At 70.3% G+C, this 19,581-nt stretch carries 20 protein-coding genes; 10 read left to right on the top strand and 10 right to left on the bottom strand.

All coding sequences use genetic code 11. From position 1 onward, the window contains the following. Positions 1 to 29: 29 nt before the first annotated feature. Entirely contained in the window at positions 30 to 467 is a 438-nt protein-coding gene (gene trxC / locus GWK16_RS10270; protein WP_170053885.1) for a thioredoxin TrxC, read from the bottom strand. Between the two features lie 125 nt (positions 468 to 592). On the opposite strand from trxC, the gene GWK16_RS10265 reads away from it, so the two are divergent. Further along, a complete protein-coding gene (locus GWK16_RS10265; RefSeq protein ID WP_170053884.1) occupies positions 593 to 1,483 on the top strand; it encodes a ribokinase in 891 nt (296 codons plus the stop codon). Here the strand turns inward: GWK16_RS10265 and GWK16_RS25000 are convergent. The 4 genes from GWK16_RS25000 to GWK16_RS10245 form a co-directional block, all read right to left on the bottom strand. Next, positions 1,477 to 1,980, bottom strand: a complete 504-nt coding sequence (locus GWK16_RS25000) for a YMGG-like glycine zipper-containing protein (protein ID WP_211187313.1) — start codon at positions 1,978 to 1,980, stop codon at positions 1,477 to 1,479. The two genes, GWK16_RS10265 and GWK16_RS25000, sit on opposite strands and share 7 nt — an antisense overlap. A 72-nt stretch (positions 1,981 to 2,052) precedes the next feature. Next, positions 2,053 to 2,502, bottom strand: coding sequence for a hypothetical protein (locus GWK16_RS10255; RefSeq protein WP_170053883.1), 450 nt, complete (start codon positions 2,500 to 2,502; stop codon positions 2,053 to 2,055). A gap of 54 nt (positions 2,503 to 2,556) precedes the next feature. Beyond that, positions 2,557 to 4,296 (bottom strand): thiamine pyrophosphate-binding protein, encoded by a 1,740-nt coding sequence (locus GWK16_RS10250; protein WP_338144455.1) that lies wholly within the window; start codon positions 4,294 to 4,296, stop codon positions 2,557 to 2,559. Then, positions 4,293 to 5,114, bottom strand: coding sequence for a hypothetical protein (locus GWK16_RS10245; RefSeq protein WP_170053882.1), 822 nt, complete (start codon positions 5,112 to 5,114; stop codon positions 4,293 to 4,295). Before GWK16_RS10245 ends, GWK16_RS10250 begins: the two co-directional genes overlap by 4 nt. A gap of 70 nt (positions 5,115 to 5,184) precedes the next feature. Here GWK16_RS10245 and GWK16_RS10240 point away from each other — a divergent pair, with 70 nt between their 5' ends. From GWK16_RS10240 to GWK16_RS10225, 4 genes are all read left to right on the top strand, one after another. Then, the gene (locus tag GWK16_RS10240; protein WP_170053881.1) at positions 5,185 to 6,150 is read left to right on the top strand and encodes a thiamine pyrophosphate-dependent dehydrogenase E1 component subunit alpha; all 966 of its coding nucleotides are present in this window, start codon (positions 5,185 to 5,187) and stop codon (positions 6,148 to 6,150) included. Continuing rightward, complete coding sequence (locus GWK16_RS10235; protein ID WP_170053880.1) at positions 6,147 to 7,109, top strand: alpha-ketoacid dehydrogenase subunit beta; 963 nt, start codon at positions 6,147 to 6,149, stop codon at positions 7,107 to 7,109. The genes GWK16_RS10240 and GWK16_RS10235 overlap by 4 nt, the downstream gene beginning before the upstream one ends. Before the next feature lie 140 nt (positions 7,110 to 7,249). Continuing rightward, a complete protein-coding gene (locus GWK16_RS10230) occupies positions 7,250 to 7,912 on the top strand; it encodes a peroxiredoxin (RefSeq protein WP_170053879.1) in 663 nt (220 codons plus the stop codon). 86 nt (positions 7,913 to 7,998) lie between these two features. Then, entirely contained in the window at positions 7,999 to 8,979 is a 981-nt protein-coding gene (locus GWK16_RS10225) for a tripartite tricarboxylate transporter substrate binding protein (RefSeq protein WP_170053878.1), read from the top strand. Here the strand turns inward: GWK16_RS10225 and GWK16_RS10220 are convergent. The 3 genes from GWK16_RS10220 to GWK16_RS10210 are packed head-to-tail and all read right to left on the bottom strand — an operon-like array spanning position 8,972 to position 11,826. After that, positions 8,972 to 10,258, bottom strand: a complete 1,287-nt coding sequence (locus tag GWK16_RS10220; RefSeq protein ID WP_168038727.1) for a TRAP transporter large permease subunit — start codon at positions 10,256 to 10,258, stop codon at positions 8,972 to 8,974. The two genes, GWK16_RS10225 and GWK16_RS10220, sit on opposite strands and share 8 nt — an antisense overlap. A 4-nt stretch (positions 10,259 to 10,262) precedes the next feature. Further along, a complete protein-coding gene (locus GWK16_RS10215) occupies positions 10,263 to 10,772 on the bottom strand; it encodes a TRAP transporter small permease (protein ID WP_338144454.1) in 510 nt (169 codons plus the stop codon). Position 10,773: 1 nt separating this feature from the next. Further along, the gene (locus GWK16_RS10210; protein ID WP_248291306.1) at positions 10,774 to 11,826 is read right to left on the bottom strand and encodes a DctP family TRAP transporter solute-binding subunit; all 1,053 of its coding nucleotides are present in this window, start codon (positions 11,824 to 11,826) and stop codon (positions 10,774 to 10,776) included. Positions 11,827 to 11,981: 155 nt separating this feature from the next. Between GWK16_RS10210 and GWK16_RS10205 the strand changes: the two genes are divergently transcribed. Beyond that, positions 11,982 to 13,544 (top strand): acyl-CoA synthetase, encoded by a 1,563-nt coding sequence (locus GWK16_RS10205; RefSeq protein WP_170053877.1) that lies wholly within the window; start codon positions 11,982 to 11,984, stop codon positions 13,542 to 13,544. 69 nt (positions 13,545 to 13,613) lie between these two features. Here the strand turns inward: GWK16_RS10205 and GWK16_RS10200 are convergent, their stop codons facing one another. Next, on the bottom strand, positions 13,614 to 14,372 hold the full coding sequence (locus GWK16_RS10200; RefSeq protein ID WP_170053876.1) for an SDR family oxidoreductase: 759 nt from the start codon (positions 14,370 to 14,372) through the stop codon (positions 13,614 to 13,616). 125 nt (positions 14,373 to 14,497) lie between these two features. On the opposite strand from GWK16_RS10200, the gene GWK16_RS10195 reads away from it, so the two are divergent. After that, positions 14,498 to 15,742, top strand: a complete 1,245-nt coding sequence (locus tag GWK16_RS10195; protein WP_170053875.1) for an alpha/beta fold hydrolase — start codon at positions 14,498 to 14,500, stop codon at positions 15,740 to 15,742. Here GWK16_RS10195 and GWK16_RS10190 read toward each other — a convergent pair. Beyond that, a complete protein-coding gene (locus tag GWK16_RS10190; protein ID WP_170053874.1) occupies positions 15,736 to 16,479 on the bottom strand; it encodes an SDR family NAD(P)-dependent oxidoreductase in 744 nt (247 codons plus the stop codon). The two genes, GWK16_RS10195 and GWK16_RS10190, sit on opposite strands and share 7 nt — an antisense overlap. 149 nt (positions 16,480 to 16,628) lie before the next feature. Between GWK16_RS10190 and GWK16_RS10185 the strand changes: the two genes are divergently transcribed. The 3 genes from GWK16_RS10185 to GWK16_RS10175 are packed head-to-tail and all read left to right on the top strand — an operon-like array spanning position 16,629 to position 19,522. Beyond that, positions 16,629 to 17,633, top strand: coding sequence for a TRAP transporter substrate-binding protein (locus GWK16_RS10185; RefSeq protein WP_170053873.1), 1,005 nt, complete (start codon positions 16,629 to 16,631; stop codon positions 17,631 to 17,633). Positions 17,634 to 17,693: 60 nt separating this feature from the next. Continuing rightward, positions 17,694 to 18,203, top strand: coding sequence for a TRAP transporter small permease (locus GWK16_RS10180; RefSeq protein ID WP_170053872.1), 510 nt, complete (start codon positions 17,694 to 17,696; stop codon positions 18,201 to 18,203). Then, positions 18,203 to 19,522, top strand: coding sequence for a TRAP transporter large permease (locus GWK16_RS10175; protein ID WP_170053871.1), 1,320 nt, complete (start codon positions 18,203 to 18,205; stop codon positions 19,520 to 19,522). Before GWK16_RS10180 ends, GWK16_RS10175 begins: the two co-directional genes overlap by 1 nt. The last annotated feature ends 59 nt before the right edge of the window (positions 19,523 to 19,581 follow it).

Genomic DNA, 19,581 nt, shown 5'->3' with positions numbered 1-19,581 from the left:
CTGTTTGCTGCGGTGCAACCCACGCCCGGTCAGCCGGCGTGCTGGCGTGCCCAGGCGACGATCTGGCGCGCGGGTATCGCGCCGGCCTGGCGCGCGATCTCGCGCCCGTCACGGAAGAGGACGATCAGCGGAATGCCACGGATCTGCAGTTCCTGCGCAAGGGCAGGCGCGTCCTCGGTCGACACCTTGGCGAGGCGCATGGTCGGTTCCAGCATACCGGCCGCGGCTTCGAATTCCGGGGCCATGGTCCGGCACGGACCGCACCACGACGCCCAGAAATCAACGAGGATCGGCAGGGAGTCCGCACGCAGGTGCCGGCGGAAGCCAGCTTCGTCGAGGGTGATCGGCCGGCCCTCGAACAGCGGCTTCCGGCAGGCGCCGCAGACGGGGCGGTCGGTCAGCCGTGCCGCCGGCACGCGGTTCACGGCGCCACAATGGGAGCAGACGACTTGCAGGGGGTCGGCCAAGGTGAGTCCTTTCGTGATGCGTCGAATGCTCTCGCGGCGCCGCGCCCGGCGCCTTGCGCGGCCGCAAGGCTTGACCCTGCCGGCAGCCTCGCCGCAGCGTCGCGCAGCCTTGGGAAGGGGGAAGCATGGGCCGGGTCCTCGTCGTCGGATCCTACAACCAGGACACGGTGTTGCGGGTGCCGCGCTTCCCGAAGCCGGGCGAGACGCTGGCCGCGACGGCGCTCGAACATTTCCACGGCGGCAAGGGCAGCAACCAGGCGGTCGCGGCGGCGCGGTCCGGCGCGCAGGTCCGCATGGCCGCCTGCGTGGGCCGCGACGCCGCGGGCGAGGCGGCAATGGCGCTCTGGGCCGCGGAGCGCATCGACGCGACGGCCGTGCGGCGCGATGCCGAGGTGCCGACAGGGACCGCCGTGATCCTGCTCGACGTGGCGGGGGAGAACGAGATCGTGATCCTGGCCGGAGCCAACGCGCGCCTGGCCCCCGAGGATGCGCGCGCGGCGGCGACGGACGCCGCGCTCGTGGTGGCGCAGCTGGAAACACCGGTCGAGGCGACGATCGCGGCCTTCCTCGCGGCGCGCGAGGCCGGCGGGCGCACCCTGCTGAACGCGGCGCCGGCGGCCGATCTCCCCACGGCGTTGCTCGCGGCGACCGACATCCTCGTCGTCAACGAAACGGAGGCCGAGCGGTTGGTCGGCCGGGGCGGCACGCCGCCTGAACTGGCGGCCGCGCTGGCGCCGCGCTTCGCTTCTGGCGTCGTGCTGACCGCCGGGGCCGTGGGCGCCTTCTGGGGCGGGCGCGACGGCGCCGCCCTGCATCTGGCGGCCCCGCCAACCGAGGTGCTGGACAGCACCGGCGCCGGCGATGCCTTCGTCGGTGCCATGGCCGCAGCCCTGGCAGAGGGCTTGTCCATGCCGGGCGCGCTGCGCCGTGGCGTCGTTGCCGGGTCGTTGGCCTGCCGCAGGCTCGGCGCCGTGCCGTCCCTGCCGGGACGCGCCGAGATCCTGGCGGCTCAGTAGCGGTAGTAGGTCGGTTCCGGCGGCGCGTAATAGGCGCCGGCATAGGGCTGCGGCTGCCAATAGGACCCCGGCGGGGGCTGCCAGCCTGGCGGCGGCGGGGGCGGCTGCTGCTGGTAGCCGCCGCCATAGGGCGCCGAGACATACCCCCCGCCTGAGGGGGGCGGGTAATAGGGCTGACCGCCCCCCTGTGGCGGGTAATAGGTCGAAGCGCCTGGCTGCGGCGGCGGCGCGTAGGACGGTGCGCTGCCCCAGCCGCCCTGCTGCACCGGCGGCTGTGGGGTCGTCACCGCGCCGATGGCCGCACCGCCCAGGCCGCCGGCCAGGGCGCCAACCGCTGCGCCGCGCGGCCCGCTGGCCAGGCCGCCGATCGCCGCGCCGGTGCCGGCGCCGAGCAGGGCGCCGCCAGCGGCTCGCTGGGTCGGGTCATAGGGGTTGGTGCAGCCGGCAGCGAGCAGCACCGCCATGCCGGCCAATGCGAACCTGGTCCTGCGCGACATGCGTCGTTCCTTTGGGTCTCGAGTCGATGTCACAACCATCGCGTGCAAGCATGGCGAGGCTGTGGCGGCGGTCTAGTAACCCGGTGGCCGTCCGTAACGGAGGGTTTCCGGAGGCGCGCTGGGCGGCCGGCCGACGTAACGGCCCTGCGGCAGGGGGCGCTCGAAGCGGCTCGTATCCGGTGGCAGGTAGCGCGGCGGGTTCTCGATAGGCGGTCCGACGCGCCGTGGGGGCGGCCGCCAATGTCCCGGCGGGCCCGCCCAATAGGCCGGTGGCGGGAGGTAGGCCGGGCCGGATTCGTAGGTCACGCTGCCCTGCGGCGCCTGTTGCGGCATCGGTGGGGCGATGCGGGGTTCCTCGGGTGCTGCCGGGGGCGCCGAGGACGGGCCATAGAGCACCTGCGGCGGCGTTGCCCCGTAGATGACGCGCGGCAGAGCCGGTTCCGGCTCCGTCGTCTGCGCCCCTAACGGGCCGGCGGCGAGCAGCAGGGCCATGGCGGCCAGGATGGCGCGGCGTTGCCTCATCGCCCGGCATTCTAGCGCCGATCGCGGCGGCGATGTGGTCTTTCCGCGGCGGGTTCAGACCGGCCGGTCGCCCTTCTCGACCTTCAGCGTCCGGTTGTCGACGCCCGGCAGCATCCGGGCCGGATCGCGCGTGACGATGACGTCGAGGACGGTCGGGCTGTCGGTGTTGGCAAGGCCCTCCCGGATCGCCCCGGCGAGCGCATCGGGGCTTTCCACGCGGATGCCGTGGCAGCCGAAGGCGCGGGCGGCGGCGGCATAGTCGGTCTCGGCCAGTTCCGAGGACTGGTACTTGCCCGGCCCGTAGACCGCGTGCTGCAGCGCCTTCACATAGCCCGAGGCGCCGTTGTTGAAGACGCAGAGAACGTAGTTGGCGCCGGTGCGCCGCGCCGTCTCGATCTCGCCGATCGTCATGTTGAAGCCGCCATCGCCGGTCAGGCCGACGACGCGTCGCTTCTGGCCGGCGGCCATCTGCGCGCCCATCGCGCCCGGCGCGCCGTAGCCGATGGAGGCGAAGCCGCGGTCGGCGATGAAGTGGCGCCCGGCCTTCTTGGTGTCGAACAGCAGCCCGCCCCAATGGCCGGCGAAGCCGCCATCGGCGACGAGAATGTCGTCCTCGCCCATGGCGATGTTCAGCTCGTTGATGAGGCGGCCGACATTGATCGGCGTCTCGTTGGATTCCAGCCGGTCGGCGGCGCCGACCCGCCAAACGGCCATGCGCGGGGCGACGGCGGTGGCGAATTCCGCGCGGCCATCCGGCAGCGGGCCGGGGGGCAGGGCGGCGAGCAGGTCCTCGAGCGCCAGGCGTGCATCCGCGGCGAGCGCGACATCGGCGCGGGTCGTGCGGCCGATCTCCTCCGGCACGATCTCGATGTGCACCACCGGCACGCCGGCGGGCATGAGGGAGAAACGCTTCGTCGCGATCTCGCCGAGCTTGCAGCCGACCACGATCAGCAGGTCGGCCTCGGCGACGAAGTCGTTGGCGATGCGGGAATAGCGCCCGAAGACGCCGGCCGAGAGCGGATGCGTGCAGGCGATCGCGCCCTTGCCCGACATGGTGTGGGCGACAGGGATCTTCTGCGCTTCCGCGAGCGCGAGCAGCGCGTCATGTGCGCCGCTGACATGGATGCCGCCGCCGACCAGCAGCAGCGGGCGCTTCGCCTTGGCGAGAAGGGCCGCGGCGCGTTCCAGCTCGCGCCCGTCGGGACGCGTGCGCCGTGCCTGGGCCTGGAGCGTGCCGGGATCGGCCCAGATCTCGTCGGCGCCGAAGGTGTGTTCGCCGTGGCAGACATCCTCGGGCACGTCGAGTACCACCGGGCCGGGCCGGCCCGAAGTGGCGACGGCGAAGGCGCGGCGGACGAATTCGGGGATGCGCTTCGTGCTCTCGACGCGGATCAGTTCCTTGGCCGCGGGGCGGAGGATCTCCACCTGCCGCGCCTCCTGCGTCATGTTTTTCCAGGCGTGGTCGCGGTTGGCGTCGCCGACGATGGCGACCAGCGGGATTCCCGCGTTCAACGATTCCACGAGACCGGTGACGAGGTTCGTCGCCCCCGGCCCGAGCGTCGCATCCACCACGCCCGGGCGGTTGGTCACCCGCGCCCAGGCATCGGCGGCGAAGGTGCCGCAGCGCTCGTCGTTGATCAGGTAGTGCTTGAGGCTCAGCGCGCGGACCGCCTCGTAGAAGGGCAGCAGCTGGAAGCCGCCCATGCCGAACATCGGGCCCACCTTGTGGGCCTCGAGCATACGCGCGAGCGCTTCGCCGCCGGTGATGGTCAGGGTGGTGTTGGAAGCGGTCACGCGCGGTGGTCCTTCTCGATCGCTTCGGCCAGCAGGGTGATGGCGTCGCGCACCGTGCCGCCGGGCCTCAGGCCCAGCGCGGCGGCGCGGCGGTTCACGCAGGAGACGACGCCGGTCTCGACGGCGGAGCGCCCATCGCCGATCCGCGCCGTCCAGGCGGAATAGGTGGCGGCCGCGATGCCGCGCGCATCGAGCGCCGGCAGCCGCGTGAAGCCCGCGCCGTCGATGCCGCCATCGGCGTCGTTGTAGAGCGCGGCGAAGACGGCAGCGCGCGCGGCCGTCTCGGGCCTTCCACCGAGCAGACCGCCATGGCTGCCGGTGACGACGACCGTGCCGTCGTCGTCGGGCATCATCAGCGAGTTGGAGTCCATGGCCGAGGCCCGGGCGCGGCCCGGCACGGCGACCGGGAAGCGCGATTCCACGCTGTCGGGCGCGTCCACTGCCGGCACCGGCGCGGCGGCCAGGCGGCGCGCGGCCTCGCGGCACCACATGCCGGATTCCACGCCCAGCGCCGCTGCCGCGGCGTTCACATGGCTGACGATGCCGCGGCCGAGCAGGTCGAAGCCATCCCCGATGCGCGCGCTGCGGTGCGAGCAGCAGGCGGCCGGAATGCCGAGCGGCTGCAGGTAGTCGAGGCCCGCGATGCCAGCCCGATCGAGCCCGAGCCCGGCGTCGTTCAGCAGCACGCCGGCGACGCGGGCCTTGGCCGCCAGGTAGGCCGCATAGACCCCGCCATGGGAGCCGCCGACGATGACCCGCCCTTGCGCCTCCGGCCCCAGCCGGGTGACGCTGTCGACGACGATGAGCCGGTCCAGCATGGCCGCGTTTCCTCTCCCTGCTTCGGGAGTAGAGCGCGCCGGAAGGGCTGGCAACAGGGGAGGGGACGGGATGTCCAGCGCGTCCAACGAGACGGCGCGGCGGGTCGCGATGCTGCGCGACATGGCGCGCATCCGCGCCTTCGAGCGCGAGGCCGTTGCCGCCATGCGATCGGGGGAAGCGCCGGGCGTGGTGCATCCCTCGATCGGGCAGGAAGGTGTCGCGGTCGGCGTCTGCGCGAACCTGCGGCGCGCGGATCGCATCACCTCCACGCATCGCGGGCATGGGCACGCCATCGCCAAGGGCGCGGATGCGCGGGCGATGATGCTGGAACTGCACGGCCGCGCGGGCGGGTCCTGCGGCGGGAAGGGCGGGTCGATGCACATCGCGGATTTCGCGGTGGGGATGCTCGGCGCGAACGGCGTGGTGGGTGCGGGCATCCCGATCGCCTGCGGCGCGGCCCAGGCGATCCGGCTGACGAAGGAGGACGCGATCGTCGCCTGCTTCTTCGGGGACGGGGCGGTCAATCGCGGACCGTTCCTCGAGGGGATGAACTGGGCCGCGCTGTATCGCCTGCCGGTGCTGTTCGTCTGCGAGGACAACGGTTTCGCGGCCTTCACGCGCAACAGCGCGGTGACGGCGGGCGGTGGGCCGGCGGTGCGCGCCGAGGCCTGCGGCGTGCCGGCCGCGGCCGTGGACGGAGAGGACGTGCTGGCGGTCGACGCGGTGGCGGCGGAACTCGTCGCGCGCATCCGCGGCGGTGGTGGCCCGCAATTCCTGCACGCGAAATGCTATCGCTGGGAGGGCCACACGGGCACGGATGCGGCGGCGTACCGCCCGGCTGAGGAAGCGGCTGCGGCACGTGACCGCGACTGCATCCGCCGGCTGGCAGCGCTGCTCGATCCGGATGAAGTCGCCGCCATCGAGGCCGAGGCGGCCGCCGAGATGGCCGGGCACCGCGCCGCCGCCATGGCCGCGCCCTGGCCCGACGCCGGCGCCGCCTTCACCGATGTCCAGGATGCGGGGGCACCGGCATGACGCGCATGACCTTCGCCGAGGCGGCGCGCCGCGCGCTCGCCGAGGAGATGCGCCGCGACCCGCTGGTCTGGGCGCTGGGCGAGGACCTCGTCCAGGGCGGCATCTTCGGCCAGTACAAGGGCCTGTCCGAGGAGTTCGGCACCGACCGCATCGTCTCCACCCCGATCAGCGAGAGCACCATCATGGGTGCGGGGCTTGGCGCCGCGCTGTGCGGCACGCGACCGGTGGTCGAGATGCGCATCGCGGACTTCACGCTCTGCGCGATGGATGAGCTCGTCAGCCAGATCGCCAAGGTCCGCTACATGTTCGGCGGGCAGGGGCGTGCCGCGTTGGTGGTGCGGATGCCGCAGGGGATGTGGCGGAACTCGGCCGCGCAGCACAGCCAGTGCCTGGAAGCCTGGCTGACGCATATCCCGGGCCTGGTCGTCGCGGCACCCGGCACGCCGGCGGATGCGGCCGGGCTGCTGAAGGCGGCCGTGCGGTCGGACGATCCCGTCGTGCTGATGGAACCGAAGAACCTCTGGACCGCGGAGGGCGAGGTGCCGGCGGAGATCGCGCCGATCCCCTTCGGCGTCGCCCGCCAGGCCGCGCAGGGAGATGCGCTCACGGTGGTGACCTGGTCCGCCATGGTGCCGGTCGTCGAGCAGGCCGCGCGCGAAAGCGGCGTCGCCTGCGACGTCTTCGACCTGCGCAGCCTTTGGCCGTGGGACGAGGCCGCCGTGATCGCCTCCGCCCAGCGTACCGCGCGCCTGCTGGTGGTGCACGAGGCCGTGACCGTCTCCGGCTTCGGGGCCGAGGTGGTGGCCCGTGTCGTCGAAGCCTTGGGACCGGGTGGCCTGAAGGCGGTCGAGCGCCTGGGCGCGCCGCGCGCCCCGATCCCCTTCAGCCCGCCGCTGGAGGACTCCATCCGCCTGTCGCCCACCCGCGTCGCCGCGGCCATCCGACGCGTCGCCGGGTGAACCGACGCGATGTGTTGCGGCGGAATGGGAGAATGGCATGCTCCTCCGTGCCGGGCCGCTGAAAGGGGAACATTTCTCTTGAGCGATTTGCCGTTGCATGGTGCGGTCCGCCGCCGCACGCGACACAAAGGGAGTGCGCCATGACCATCGCCATCGGCCAGACGGCCCCGGATTTCGAAGCCGACACCACGCAGGGACGCATCCGCTTCCATGAGTGGATCGGCAACGGCTGGGCGATCCTGTTCAGCCATCCGAAGGACTTCACCCCGGTCTGCACGACCGAGCTCGGCACCATGGCCGGGCTGAAGCCGGAATTCGACAAGCGCAACTGCAAGATCATCGGCCTCAGCGTCGATCCCGTCGAAAGCCATCTCAAGTGGGAAGGGGACATCGCGGAGGTGACCGGCCATGCCGTGACCTATCCGATGATCGGCGATCCCTCGCTCGAGGTGTCGAAGCTCTACGGCATGCTGCCGGCGGATGCGGGCACGACCTCGGAGGGCCGCACGGCAGCGACCAACCAGACCGTGCGCGTCGTCGTCTTCATCGGGCCGGACAAGCAGGTGAAGGCCTACCTCGCCTATCCGATGACGGCCGGCCGCAACTTCGACGAGGTGCTGCGCCTGCTCGACAGCCTCCAGCTCACGGCGAAGCACAAGGTCGCGACGCCGGCGAACTGGAAGCATGGGCAGGACGTGATCATCGCGGGCTCGGTCAACAACGAGGATGCGAAGAAACTCTTCCCGGCCGGCTGGAAGGAGCCCAAGCCCTACCTTCGCATCGTGCCGCAGCCGCAGGGCTGACCCACCGAGGGCCGGGGATTTCCTTCCCCGGTCCGCACAGGGCGCGTGCTAGCGTTTCCGGACAAGAAGAGTTCCGGAGGAAGCGCATGCCCCAGGCGTCGATATCGCGCCGCCGTGCCATCCTGCTGGCCGGCGGCGCGTCGCTTTTGGCCCGCCCGTCCCTTGCGCAGCAGGGACGCTATCCCGACCGCCCCATCCGCATGCTGGTGCCCTGGACGCCCGGCGGTGCGACGGACATCCAGATGCGATCCGTCTGCGACCAGGCGTCCCGCCGGCTGGGGCAGACCGTGGTGGTCGAGAACCGGCCGGGGGCTTCCGGGACGCTCGGCGCCCTGTACATGGCGAAGGAGGCGCGGCCCGACGGCTACACGCTCGGCCAGATGCCGAACGGCGTCTTCCGCATGCCGGCAATGGTGGACCGGCCGCAGTGGGATCCGACGCGGGACTTTTCCTGGATCATCCGGCTGGTGGGGTACATGGGGGGCGTCGTGGTGCGGCCGGATGCGCCGTGGCACTCGATGCAGGACCTGGTGGCCTATGCGCGGGCCAATCCCGGCAAGCTGAGCTACGGCACGCCGGGCGCCAATACGACCGATGTCCAGATGACGCGCTTCGCGCGGCTGGCCGGGATCGAGTGGGTGGCGGTGCCCTTCCGTGGCGCCGCGCCGAACCTGCAGGCGCTGCTGTCGGGGGACATCCATTTCTCGGCCGAGACCAGCGCCTGGGCGGACATGGCCCTGGAAGGCCGCGTGCGGCCGCTCGGCGTGTGGATGAGCGAGCGCGCCGCGCGCTTCCCCAATGTCCCGACCTTTCGCGAGGCCGGCTTCGACGTGCTGGGGGAGAGCACCTACGGCATCGCTGGGCCGCGCAGCATGGATCCTGCCGTGGTGCGCGTGCTGCACGACGCGTTCAGGGAGGCGCTCTATGACCCCGCGCACCTCGCGACCATCGCGCGCTTCGACATGCCGGTGCGCTACCTCAACACCGAGGACTACGCGACCGCGGCGATGATGCAGAACGAGGAGGAGAAGCGGACCGTGCGCGAACTGGGGCTCCGCGCTAGCTGAGCCCCATCGCATGCGGCAGCCATAGTGCGATGCCGGGGAAGCCCACGACGAGGGCGAGGGCGACGAACATCGCGAGGATCATCCACACCACCCAGGGGATGGTGCTTTCCATCCCCACTCCAGCGATGCGGCAGGACACCATCAGGTTCACCGCCATGGGCGGGGTGAACTGCCCGATCGCGATCTTCATGGTGAGGATGACGCCGAACCAGGTCAGGTCCCAGTGGAAGCTGTTGGCGATCGGGATCAGCACCGGCAGCAGGATCAGGAAGGTCGAGACGCCGTCGAGGAACATCCCGATGACGATCAGCACCAGCATCAGCAGCGCGATGGTGCCGTACTCGCCCAGTCCGAGCCCGACGATCCAGGCAGCGATCGGCTGAACGATGCCGAGCGTGGCCGTCGACCAGGCGAAGACGCTCGCCAGCGAGACCACGATCAGGATGACGGCCGAGAGCTCCCCGGCCTCGACCAGCATCTCGTAGCAGTCGCGCAGCGTGAGGCTGCGGTAGATGACGAAGCCGACGAACAAGCCATAGGCCACGGCGAGGACGGCTGCCTCGGTCGGCGTCACGAAACCCGAGCGCATGGCGCCCAGGATCACGACCGGGGCCATCAGGCCCCAGATCGCCTCCTTGAAGGTCTGCCAGACGCGCAGACGTTCGTCGCTCCGCGCCTTGCCGCCGAAATCCTTCAGCATGGAGATGATGACGATCGGCACGATGATGGCGAAGCCGGCGAGGATGCCGGGGAACATGCCCGCCATGAAGATCGCCGGCACCGAGACGCCCGGCACCAGCACGGCATAGATGATGAAGGCGATGGAGGGCGGGATCAGGATGTCCGTCGCCGCCGCCGCGCCGACCGTCGCGGCGATGAAGGGGCGGGGATAGCCGTCCTTCACCATGGAGCGCGTCACCACCTGGCCGACCGCGGCCGAGGTGGCCGGCCCCGAGCCCGAGATGCCGCCGATCACCATCGCCACCAGCACGGCGACCGAGGCCAGCGCGCCGCGCCCGGCACCGACCAAGGCGGTCGCGAAGCGGACAAGTCGCAGCGCCACGCCGGTCCGGTCGAAGACGCTGCCGACGAGCACGAACATCGGGATCGCCATCAGCGGATACTTCGCGATGCCGGCGTAGACGTTGGTCGGCATGGCGAACATGGACTGGTCCGCCAGCGCGATCGCCGTCGCGCCGGCAAGTCCGAGGGCGACCGCGATCGGTACCCCGCCGAGGAGGAGGATGGTGAAGATCGCGAAGAGGACGACGCCGATCACGGTCTCAGCCCTCCTCGCCCTGCAGCAGGCGCATCAGCCGCCCCGCCGCACGGGCCATGACCACGACCGACAGCAGCGGCAGCCAGCCGGTGTAGAGCCAGTTCGGATGCCCGAGCCCGTTGGACAGCACCTCGAAGCGATACTCGTCGTAGGCGAGCAGCGTGCCGTACCAGGCCAGCAGCGCGAAGCAGATGATGGTGAGCACCATCGCGATCCCTTCCGCCACGCGGCGGACGCGCGGCGAGCGGCCGTCGACAAGGACCCCGATCCGGATGTGCCGCCCCGTCGCCGTGGCGATGGCGGTGCCGAGCAGCGCCACGACCACCATCAGCGCCACCGAATACTCCTCGGTGAAGGCGAGCGAGACGTTCGTCAGGTAGCGCGTCACCACATTGGCGGAGGTGATCAGCACCATCGCCCCCATCGCGGCGGCGACCAGCACTTCCTCGATGCGGAGCGGCACCCGCGTGCGCGGGTTGATCCGCTCCGCGGTCGGATCGGGCTCGGCGCTCACCTCAGGCCGACGCGGCGCGGATGGCGGCCTCGGCCTTGCGGACGAGGTCGGCGCCCACGGTCTGGGCCCACTTGTCGTAGACCGGACGCGTCGCCTGCGCGAAGGCGGCCTTCTCCTGGGCCGTCAGGGCCGTGACCTCGACGCCGCGGGTGCGGAGTTCGCGGATGGAGGCGTCATCCCCGCCATCGAGCCCGAGGCCACGGCGCGTCAGCGCGATCTGGTTGCGCCCGGCTTCCTCGGCGCATTCGCGGACCAGCTGCTTGTCGGCGTCGTTGAAGGAGTTCCAGACGGTGCGCGATAGGCAGAAGATCAGCGGGTCGTTGACGTAGTTCCACACCGTCAGGTGCTTCTGCGCCAGCGTGTCCATGCGGAAGGCGAGGAAGAGGTTGATCGGGTTCTCCTGCCCGTCGACCGCGCCGGTGGAAAGGGCCGGCTGCAGGTCGGCGAAGGACATCTGCACCGGGTTGGCGCCCAGCGCCTGGTAGATGTCGGTGAAGATGGCGCCGGCGGCGAAGCGGATCTTGAGGCCGCGCATGTCGGCCGGCGTGCGGATCGCGTGCTTGGAGTTGGAGATCTCGCGGAAGCCGTTCTCGCCCCAGGCGAGGGGGACGACCTCGCGCCGTTCCATCACGCCGAAGATGTCGCGGCCGACCTCGCCGCGGATCAGCGCGTCGAAGGCCTTGTGGTCGGGCATCAGGAAGGGGAGCTGGAACAGCCCGACCTCGCGCACCTGCGGAGCGATGTTGATGGTGCTGAAGACCGAGAAGTCGATCACGCCCTGGCGCATCGCGACGAGTTCGCGCGTCTGGTCGCCGCCGACCAGCTGGCTGCCCGGATAGACCTTCACGTTGATCCGGCCACCCGAACGCTGGGTCACGAGTTCCGCCCACTGGAAGGCGCCCTCGGCGAAGGGGATCGGGCGGTTGCCGACGACCGACAGCTTGTACTCGGGCCGGTACTGCTGCGCCCGTGCGGCGTAGGGCAGCGCCAGGCCCGCCCCGGCGGCGCCCAGCAGCAGCGAACGGCGCGAGGCGCCCATGCGTGACTCGGTCATCTGGCGTTATCTCCCTGACGGCCATGGCGTCGGCGCGCCGTTCCGGCGCTTCCGGTCAAGACTGGCCCGGCTCAGGGCTTGCGGGCAAGCCGTCTCCCGCGCTTGCCGGCCTGGGCGGGCCGGTGCAGATCGGGGGGATCAGGAAGGAACGCCGCATGATCCCGACCTCGAACCTGGCGAGCCTGCTGCTGCAGACGGCGCGGCGGCTGCCCGACCGACCGGGGCTGGTGTGGCGGGATGCCAGCTGGTCCTGGGCGCGGATCGCCGAGCGCGTGCAGGCCGCGGCCGGCGCGTTGCGGGCGCGCGGCATCGGCCAGGGCGATCGGGTCATGGTCCATGCCCGCAATGGCAACGCCATCTTCGAATCCTGCTGGGCCTGCTGGCTGATCGGCGCGGTCTGGGTGCCGACCAATTTCCGCCTGAGCCCGCCGGAGGCCGCCTTCCTCGCCGCCAATGCCGCCTGCCGGGCGCATATCGTCGACACCGGCTTTCCGGAGCACCGCTCCGCCGCGAAGGCTGAGAATGCGGCCTGCATCCTGGAGGTCGCCATCGGGGAGGGTGCCGGTCTGTCCTGGGACGACCTGGTCGAGGAAGGCCGCGCCGCACCCGTCACCGAGACCGCCAATGTCGACCGCGACCATCCGGCCTGGCTGTTCTACACCTCCGGCACGACCGGGCGGCCGAAGGGCGGGACGCTGACGCACGGGCAGCTCGCCTTCGTGGTGGTGAACCACATCGCGGACCTGATGCCGGGGCTGAGCCACCACGATGCCTCGCTGGTCGTGGCGCCGCTGTCGCACGGGGCGGGGATCCACGCGATGGCGCAGGTTGCGCGCGGGGCTGTGTCGGTGCTGATGCCGGGGGAGCGGCTGGACGTGCCCGAGGCCTGGCGGCTGGTGGAGAAGCACCGCGTCAGCAACATGTTCACGGTGCCGACGATCCTGAACGCGCTCTGCCGCGATGCGAGCGTGGATGCGCACGACCATTCCTCGCTGCGGCATGTCATCTATGCAGGCGCGCCGATGTACCGCGAGGACCAGAAGCACGCGCTGCGCAAGCTCGGGCCGTGCCTGGTGCAGTATTTCGGCCTCGGCGAGGTGACGGGGAACATCACCGTGCTGCCGCCGGAGTGGCACAGCATCGAGGATGATCCCGCCTTCCCGATCGGGTCCTGCGGGTATCCGCGCACGGGGATCGAGATCGCGATCCTCGATGGCGAGAACCGTCGCCTGCCGGCGAACGAGACCGGGGAGATCTGCATCCGCGGCCCCGCCGTCATGGCCGGCTACTTCCAGAACCCGGCGGCCAATGAGAAAGCCTTCGCCGGCGGATGGTTCCATACCGGCGACCTCGGGCATCTCGACGCGCGGGGCTTCCTGACGATCACCGGGCGGCAGTCGGACATGTACATTTCGGGCGGGTCGAACGTGTATCCGCGCGAGGTGGAGGAGGTGCTGCTGACCTTCCCCGGCGTCGCCGAGGCCTGCGTCGTCGGCGTGCCGCACGAAAAATGGGGCGAGACGGGCGTGGCGGTGCTGGTGCCCGCGGAAGGTGCCGCGATCGATCCCGCTGCCGTGATGGCGCATCTCGACGGGCGGCTGGGCCGCTACAAGTGGCCGTCGAAGGTAGTGCTGTGGGATGCCTTGCCGCGGTCGGGCTACGGCAAGGTGCCGAAGAACGAGGTGAAGCGCCTGCTGGCGGAGCGCGGAGAGGCCTAGCGACGCGCCCAGTATCCAAGGAAGGGAGGGGGATCGGGGGAGGTTCTCCTCCCCCGACCTTCTTCCGTGTCAGCCGCGCCCTTCGAACGGCATCTTCGTCGCCTTGATCGTCAGCGTGAAGATGTTCGATTCCAACGGCAGGTTCGCCATGTGCAGGATCGCCTGGCCGACATGGTTCACGTCCATGGTCGGTTCGACGGCGACGCTGCCGTCCGCCTGCTTCACGCCCTGCGACATGCGGCGCGTCATCGGCGTCGCGGCGTTGCCGATGTCGATCTGGCCCGCGCAGATGTCGTACTTGCGGCCGTCGAGCATCACCGATTTGGTCAGCCCCGTGATGGCGTGCTTCGTCGCGGTGTAGGGGGCGCTGTCGGGACGCGGCGTATGGGCGCTGATCGAGCCGTTGTTGATGATGCGCCCGCCCTGCGGCGTCTGGTCCTTCATGATGCGGAAGGCGGCCTGGGCGCAGAGGAAGGAGCCCGTCAGGTTCACCGCGACCACGCGGGACCAGTCGGCGTAGCTCAGGTCCTCGAAGGCCGTGCCGGGCACGTTCTGGCCGGCATTGTTGAACAGCAGGTCGAGCCGGCCGAACTTCTGCTTCACCGCGCCGAACAGCGCGTCGACGGCAGCCGGGTCGGCGACGTCCGCGGGGATCGCGACGGCGCGCGGGGCGGCGTCGCCGGCCATGGCGATGGTTTCCTCCAGCGCGTCCTTCCGGCGGCCAGTCAGCACCACGGTCCATCCGCCGCCGAGCAGGGCGAGGGCAGCCGCGCGGCCGACGCCGGTGCCAGCGCCGGTGACGACGGCGATCTTGGTGGGGGAACTCATCGGCGCTTCCTCATGCCTGTCGATGTCGCGCGCACTCTGCGCAAGGAGGGCGGGGCTGGCAACGCCGGTTGCCGGGCTTGGACCGCGCTGACATCCTCGGCCGAGGGAAACGCCAGGAGGATCGGATGGCAGGCTGGCCGCAGGGCAATGCGTGGGACGGCTTCCTGGCCCGCTGGCAGGCGGCCTGCGCGGATGACGCGGTCCTCGGCGAATGGCGCCAGGGGGCGGTGACGCGGTTCGCGATCGTCAGCGGCGACCAGCGCGCGGAATTCGGCTTCGGCGGCGCGGCAGGCCCCGCGACCTTCGCGCTCGAGGCGTCACCCGCGATCTGGGCGAAGCACCTCGAGCCCATCCCGCCGCGGCACCACCACGCGATCTTCGCGATGCGCCACCGCGTCCCCGGCTTCGCCATCACCGGGGAGGAGATGGACTTCCTGCGCCATTGCCACCTGGCGCGCCGGGTGCTCGAGATCGGGCGATGGCTGGTCCTCGGCGGCAACGGGCCGGTGCCGGCCTTCCCTCGGCCGGCCCTGCCGGCGCAGCCGGATCCTGACGTGACGGGGCGCTACCTGAACGTCGCTGCCGATGGTCGGACCTGGCGCATCTATGCCGAGCAGGCCGGGCAGGGCAGGGACCTGCTGGTGCTGCACACCGCCGGCGCCGACGGCCGGCAGGCGCACGGGCTGATGGCCGACGAGCGCATCGTGAAGGACTGGCGCATCACCTCCTTCGACATGCCCTGGCACGGCAAGAGCCCGCCGCCGGCCGAGGTGCCCGGCGCCTGGCGCCTGACGACCGACCGCTATGTCGAGATCATCATGGGCGTGGTGCAGGCGGCGGGGCTGAACAAGCCGGTGCTGCTCGGCGCATCGATGTCCGGCGAGATCTGCCTCGAGGTCGCGCTGCGCCATCCGGAGGCCTTCTCGGCCATCATCGCCTGCGAGGCCTGCGACCACGTCGCCGGCCGCCGCAGCCCCTGGGCGGACGACCCACGCATCAACCAGGCGATCTTCGTCCCCGAATGGATCCATGGGCTGATGGCGCCGCAGAGCCCGGCCGAGCCCGCCGCCGCAATCTGGTGGCACTATTCCCAAGGTGGCTACGCCACCTTCGACCGCGACATCGGCTTCTATTCGGGCGAATGGGATGCGCGCGACCGGGTGCACCGCATCGACACCACGCGCTGCCCGCTCTTCATGCTGACCGGTGAGTACGACTATTCCTGCTCGGCCGAGATGTCCGAGGCGACGGCGGCGAAGATCAAGGGCGCGCGCTTCACCCGGATGAACGGGATCGGCCACTTCCCCTTCACCGAGAACCCGCCGCTGTTCGCCGAATACCTCCTGCCGATCCTGCGGGAGGTTCAGTAGACCGCGCGACCGCCCGAGATGTCGAACACCGCGCCGGTCGAGAAGGAGCAATCCTCCGAGGCGAGCCAGCAGGCCAGCGCGGCGATCTCCTCGACCTTCACGAAGCGATCCATCGGGATCTTGGACCGCATCCAGGCGATCTGCTCTGGCGTCATCTGGTGGAAGATGTCGGTCTCGGCGGCGGCCGGCGTGATACAGTTGGCGAGCACGCCGGTCCTGGCGAGTTCCTTGCCGAGCGACTTGGTGAAGCCGATCAGCCCCGCCTTCGACGCGCTGTAGTGGGAGGCGTTCGGATTGCCCTCCTTGCCGGCGATCGAGGCGATGTTCACCACGCGCCCGTAGCCTGCATCGATCATCCGCGGCACGACGGCGCGGGTGACCATGAAGGGCGCGATGAGGTTCACCTCGACCACGCGCTTCCACTCCGCGGTCGGCAATTCCCAGGACGGCGCATTGCCGCCGGTGATGCCCGCGTTGTTCACCAGGATGTCGACGCGGCCATGGGCGGCGCAGGTGGCGGCAAGGGCGGCGCCGATCGCGGCCTCGTCCGTCAGGTCCAGCACATGGGCGGAGGCGCGTTCGAGTGTTGCCGCGGCGGCTTCCGCTGCCGTGCGGTCGATGTCCCAGATCGCCACGGCCGCCCCGGATCCCGCCGCGCGCCGCGCGATGGCGAGGCCGATGCCGCGGGCGCCGCCCGTCACGATGGCCACGCGGCCGGCCAGGTTCAATTGGTTCATGCCGAATCCTCCGACGAGGGCCGCAGTCTCCGCCAAGCCTGCTGCCTGGGAAAGAGGCGGTAACCGGGCAGTTCCCACCGCGATGTTTCCGCCCCTATAGTCATCGCAGAGCCGTCGCGAAGCCGGCCGCAAAAAGGGAGAGACTGTCCATGAATCGCAGGGCACTGCTTGGTGGCCTCGCCGCCGGGGCATCGCTGCTGTCGGGACCGCATGTCGCGCGGGCACAGCAGGCCATTACCTTGAATGGCGCATCCCAGTTCAACGACGACCACGTCTTCAACCGGACCATGACGCGGTTCGAGGAACTGGTGAAGCAGTACTACACCGCCCAGCCGGTGAACTTCATCATGCACAAGAACTCGAGCCTCGGACTCGAGAAGCAGTATTTCGAGTACATGTCGGCCGGCCGCGGCGCGGTGGACTACGCGATCGTCTCGCCCGCCCACATGTCGACCTTCAGCCGCGCGGCGCCGTTCGTCGACGCGCCGTTCCTGTTCCGCGACCTCGCGCACTGGAACCAGGTTCTGGACCAGGACCTGTTCGCGCCGGTGGCGCAGGAGATCGAACGCCGGGCCCGCGTCATCCTCGTCGGCTATGCCGGCGGCGGCGTGCGCAACATCTTCGCCAACAAGCGCGCGTCGAACATGGCCGAGATCCGCGGCCTCAAGATCCGCGTGCAGGGTGCGCCGATCTGGTCGCGCAGCTTCCAGGCGGCCGGCATGTCGCCCTCGGTCATCGCCTACAACGAGGTCTACAACGCCATCCAGAATAACGTCATCGAGGCCGGCGAGAACGAGGCCGCGGGCGTCGAGGCGATGCGCTTCTACGAAGTGGCGCCGAACCTGATCGCGACGCAGCACGCGATCACCATCCGCCCGCTCTGCTTCTCCGCCCAGTCGCTGTCGCGCCTGCCCGCCGGGCTGCAGGAGGCGATCCGCCGCGCGGGCCGCGAGGCCGGCACCTTCGGCCGCCAGGCCGAGAGCAGCGAGGACGGACAGAAGATCGCCGCTCTCGAGCAGGCGGGGCGGCTGCGCCGGATCCCCTTCACCGACGGCGCCGCGCTGAAGCGCGCCGTCGATCCGGTGATGGCCGCCTATGCGCGCGAAGTGGATGCGGAGACGATCTTCACCCGCATCAACGCGATCTCCTCGTGATCCCGGCGCGGCCGGTGGACCCCCGCCGGCCGCCGCTTCCCTTCCATTCCGGAGCCACCCATGCCTGAGCCCGGCCTGCGCGGCCTGGTGCGGCGGGCCGCCGACATCTATGGCCGGCTGCTCTCGGCACTGCTTGCGATTTCCGTCCTGATCCTGGTCCTGCCGGTGACGCTGCAGGTGGTCTCACGCCAGACCCACCTGCTGCCGCACTACATCTGGACCGAGGAGATGGCGCGCTTCCTCCTCGTCTACACCGTCATGATCGGCGCCATCGTCGGCCAGAAGGAAGGCATCCACTTCATCGTCGACCTGTGGCCGCGACTGACCGGTCGTGCGCGCGCCTTCATGGACATCGTCTCGGGGATCTTCGTGCTGATCTTCGGCGCGGTGTTCCTGTGGTTCGGCATCGAGTTCGTCGACTTCGCCTGGTTCCGCATCAGTGAGCTCGCGGAACTGCCCTTGTGGCTGATCCACCTGCCCTGGCCGATCCTGGGCTTTTCCTGGCTGCTCTTCGGCGGCGAGAAGTTCGTCGACGATGTGCGCGTGCTGATCCATGGGGAGAACGCCTGATGGGCGGCAATGTCCTGACCGCCGGCCAGGCCGCCTGGTTCCTGTTCGGGGGCTTCTTCACGCTGTTGGCGCTGCGCGTGCCGGTGGCGGTGTCCCTCGGCCTCGCCTGCCTGCCGGTGCTCATGCTCGAACCGCGCCTCGGGCCCATGGTGCTGATGCAGGAGACCTTCAACGCCTACAACTCCTTCATCCTGCTCGCCGTGCCCTTCTTCTTGCTGACGGCGAACCTGATGAATGTCGGCGGCATCACCGACCGCCTGATGCGGCTGTCGCGCGCTCTGGTCGGGCATTTCCCGGGCAGCCTCGCGCAGATCAACGTCGTGCTGTCGATCTTCTTCGCGGGCATCTCGGGCTCCTCGACCGCGGATGCGGCCTCCCAGTCCAAGATCTTCATCGATGCCCAGCGCAAGGAGGGCTACGACGACAGCTTCTCGGTCGCGATCACGGCCGTCTCCGCGGTGCTCGCGGTCATCATCCCGCCCTCCATCCTGATGATCGTCTGGGGCGGGGTGCTGACCGTCTCGATCGGCGCGCTGTTCCTGGCCGGCATCGTCCCGGGGCTGCTAATCGGCCTGGTGCAGATGGCGACGGTCCACATCTACGCGAAGATGCGGGGCTACCCGACCTATGAACGGGCGACCTTCCGGGAGGTCATCGGCGCGACGATCGTGTCCATCCCGGCGCTGATGACGCCGGCGATCATCATCGGCGGCAAGGTCTTCGGCTGGTTCACGGCGACGGAAAGCGCCTGCATCGCGGTGCTCTACGCCGGCGCCCTCTCGCTGCTCTACTACCGCGAGATGGGGCTGAAGCAGCTGTGGGAAGCGCTCGGCGAGACGGGGCGTCTCGCCGCCGTCGCGCTGTTCTGCGTCGGCACGGCGTCCTGCTTCGGCTGGCTGCTGGCCTACTACAACATCCCCGAGGCGATCCTGTCGGGCGTGTCCTCCTGGGGCATGGGGCGGGCGGCGACCGGCTTCTTCATCGCGGCGGTCTTCCTGGTGGTGGGCTGCTTCCTCGATGCGATCCCGGCCATCATCATCGTCGGATCGATCCTGCAGCCGCTGGCGGCCGGGGTGGGGATGGACCCGGTGCATTTCGCGATGATCGGCATCGTGAGCCTCGCCTTCGGTCTGGTCACGCCGCCCTACGGGCTTTGCCTGATGATCGCCTGCCATGTGGCGGGAATGCGCGTCGCCGACGCGCTGAAGGACACGATGATCATGCTGCTGCCGATGCTCGGCGTGCTGATGCTCGTCATCCTCTGGCCGGATGTTGTGCTGTTCCTGCCGAAGCTCGTCTCGCCCGAGTTCCTCGACTGAGCGGGCGCTCCGGGGTGCCGTGCGGGCCGGCACCCCGGGAAGGGATTTCTTGACGATCC

Source organism: Neoroseomonas marina (assembly GCF_012927745.1).
Lineage (GTDB): Bacteria > Pseudomonadota > Alphaproteobacteria > Acetobacterales > Acetobacteraceae > Neoroseomonas > Neoroseomonas marina.
This window is presented reverse-complemented; position numbering and strand designations above follow the sequence as displayed.

Bases quoted from the DNA above. Each gene is read 5' to 3' on its own strand.
- GWK16_RS10175 (WP_170053871.1), top strand. From the start codon at position 18,203: ATGGGCGGCAATGTCCTGACCGCCGGCCAGGCCGCCTGGTTCCTGTTC.
- GWK16_RS10185 (WP_170053873.1), top strand. From the start codon at position 16,629: ATGAATCGCAGGGCACTGCTTGGTGGCCTCGCCGCCGGGGCATCGCTG.
- GWK16_RS10205 (WP_170053877.1), top strand. From the start codon at position 11,982: ATGATCCCGACCTCGAACCTGGCGAGCCTGCTGCTGCAGACGGCGCGG.
- GWK16_RS10180 (WP_170053872.1), top strand. From the start codon at position 17,694: ATGCCTGAGCCCGGCCTGCGCGGCCTGGTGCGGCGGGCCGCCGACATC.
- GWK16_RS10235 (WP_170053880.1), top strand. From the start codon at position 6,147: ATGACGCGCATGACCTTCGCCGAGGCGGCGCGCCGCGCGCTCGCCGAG.
- GWK16_RS10210 (WP_248291306.1), bottom strand. From the start codon at position 11,826: ATGACCGAGTCACGCATGGGCGCCTCGCGCCGTTCGCTGCTGCTGGGC.
- GWK16_RS10225 (WP_170053878.1), top strand. From the start codon at position 7,999: ATGCCCCAGGCGTCGATATCGCGCCGCCGTGCCATCCTGCTGGCCGGC.
- GWK16_RS10200 (WP_170053876.1), bottom strand. From the start codon at position 14,372: ATGAGTTCCCCCACCAAGATCGCCGTCGTCACCGGCGCTGGCACCGGC.
- GWK16_RS10195 (WP_170053875.1), top strand. From the start codon at position 14,498: ATGGCAGGCTGGCCGCAGGGCAATGCGTGGGACGGCTTCCTGGCCCGC.
- GWK16_RS10245 (WP_170053882.1), bottom strand. From the start codon at position 5,114: ATGCTGGACCGGCTCATCGTCGTCGACAGCGTCACCCGGCTGGGGCCG.
- GWK16_RS10190 (WP_170053874.1), bottom strand. From the start codon at position 16,479: ATGAACCAATTGAACCTGGCCGGCCGCGTGGCCATCGTGACGGGCGGC.
- GWK16_RS25000 (WP_211187313.1), bottom strand. From the start codon at position 1,980: ATGTCGCGCAGGACCAGGTTCGCATTGGCCGGCATGGCGGTGCTGCTC.
- GWK16_RS10230 (WP_170053879.1), top strand. From the start codon at position 7,250: ATGACCATCGCCATCGGCCAGACGGCCCCGGATTTCGAAGCCGACACC.
- GWK16_RS10240 (WP_170053881.1), top strand. From the start codon at position 5,185: ATGTCCAGCGCGTCCAACGAGACGGCGCGGCGGGTCGCGATGCTGCGC.
- GWK16_RS10265 (WP_170053884.1), top strand. From the start codon at position 593: ATGGGCCGGGTCCTCGTCGTCGGATCCTACAACCAGGACACGGTGTTG.
- GWK16_RS10255 (WP_170053883.1), bottom strand. From the start codon at position 2,502: ATGAGGCAACGCCGCGCCATCCTGGCCGCCATGGCCCTGCTGCTCGCC.